Below are 1702 nucleotides of genomic sequence, written 5' to 3'. Positions count from 1 at the left end.
GAGCCGGATGCGCTTGCGGGCCTCGCGCAGCTCGGCCGACTCACCCGCCACCGGCGCGGGTTCGGCGCCGCCCCCGTCGGTGCCGGCGCGGACGGGAACATCCCGCCCGGCGGCAATCACGCTCCGGTCCAGTCCCGTCCAGCTTGCGCCCCTTGATACACAGACCTCGCCCACGAGAAGCGCGCGGGACCCTCGTAAGCGCGGAATCGCAGGTCAGCGCACACGTCCACGGGGCTTCAGAGCCATGTCGGGGAGAGTCGGCGCCGGGATCGGCGGGCCGTCGTAGCCGCGTACGGTGCCGAAGCGGTCGCTCTTCATCCAGTCCTCGCGAGCCTGCGTGATGTCGTCCTGGGTCCTTCCCACGAAGTTCCACCACATGACGATCTCCTCCTCGAACGGCTCGCCGCCGAGCAGCATCAGCCCCGCGTCCGAGCCGGCCCGCAGGGGCAGTTCGGTGCGACCGCAACCGAGGTAGAGCATGGACCCGGGAAGCACGGGGACGCCGTCGACGTCGGCCTCCCCGGACATCGACAGCACCGCGTACTCGAAGTCGGGGTCGAGGGGCAGCCGGGCCTCGGCACCGCGGGCCAGGGACAGGTCAGCTCCGACGATGGGGGTGTAGGCGGTGCCGGGCGATGCCGCGCCGTCGAGTTCGCCGAGGATCACGGTGGCCTCGATGCCGGGTGCCGTGACCCGGGGCAGGTCCGTGTGGTGCTGGAAGTGCGGTTCCACGTTCCGGTGGGCGTCGGGGAGGGCCACCCACAGCTGGGCGCCGTGGAGGAGGCGGGCGTGCGGCTTCGGGCTCTCCTCCGAGTGGCTGATGGCACGGCCCGAGGTCATGAGGCCGAGTTCCCGCGGCCGGATCGTTCGAAGGCTGCCCAGGCTGTCCCGGTGGAGGACCTCGCCGTCGTGGAGCCAGCTGACCGTCTGCAGGCCCATGTGAGGATGCGGCGGCACCTGCATGCCGGGCTCGTCGGCGATGTCGTCGGGGCCGTAGTGGTCCACGAAGGCCCAGGCTCCGACCATGCGACGCCCGAGATTGGGCAGGAGCCTGCGCACTTCGGTGGACTTGCCGAGCTGGACCTGGCGGGGCGTGAGGAGTTCCCGCACCGGTTCGGCGACGACGAAACCCCGGCCGCCGCAGACGGAGGGGGCGGCTTGACGATCGAGATTGCTCATGGCGCTCAACCTATTCCCGGGCGGACGGACGCGGAGCGGAGAACCTCCGCGAGATTTAGTGGAATATTCAACTATACCCGCCGGTTGACCGCTCCGTCGGATCCGTCGCGGCGCGAGGAGAAGTGAGCGGGATGAGCGAGACCTACTACGAGTTCGGGAGCCCGGCCGACCGCTGGGACAGGGCGCACATGTTCTTCGAGGCGAAGGAGTACCTGACCGCTGCGCGCATCCTGGGCGGACTGGTGGAGGAGGTACCGGAGCAGGTCGCTCCGCGACTGCTCCTGGCGCGGTCCTACTACCACTCGGCTCGGCTCGTGAAGGCCGAGGCCGAACTGAGGGAGGTCCTGCGGCGCGATCCGGTCGAGGCCTACGCACAGCTCATGCTGGGGCGCACCCTCGAGCGGCAGGGCAGAAGCGCGGAGGCGGCCCCGCATCTGCGGATCGCCGCCGCCCTCGCCGGCGATTTCGGCCCGGACGGCGTCACGAGGGAAGAGACGCTCCGCTAGCCGGGGACGGTGCCGGC

Annotated in this window: 2 protein-coding genes; one reads left to right on the top strand and one right to left on the bottom strand. The window is 70.7% G+C overall.

All coding sequences use genetic code 11. The annotated features are described in order from the left end of the window. Positions 1-213 precede the first annotated feature (213 nt). Complete coding sequence (locus ABZ371_RS32390) at positions 214-1179, bottom strand: pirin family protein (protein WP_358686474.1); 966 nt, start codon at positions 1177-1179, stop codon at positions 214-216. A gap of 131 nt (positions 1180-1310) precedes the next feature. Here ABZ371_RS32390 and ABZ371_RS32385 point away from each other — a divergent pair, with 131 nt between their 5' ends. Beyond that, positions 1311-1685, top strand: coding sequence for a tetratricopeptide repeat protein (locus tag ABZ371_RS32385; protein ID WP_358686471.1), 375 nt, complete (start codon positions 1311-1313; stop codon positions 1683-1685). The last annotated feature ends 17 nt before the right edge of the window (positions 1686-1702 follow it).

The sequence above is a fragment of the Streptomyces sp. NPDC005899 genome, assembly GCF_040629645.1.
Taxonomy (GTDB): domain Bacteria; phylum Actinomycetota; class Actinomycetes; order Streptomycetales; family Streptomycetaceae; genus Streptomyces.
The sequence above is the reverse complement of the archived record's forward strand: the minus strand, read 5'-3'. Positions and strand labels throughout refer to the sequence as shown.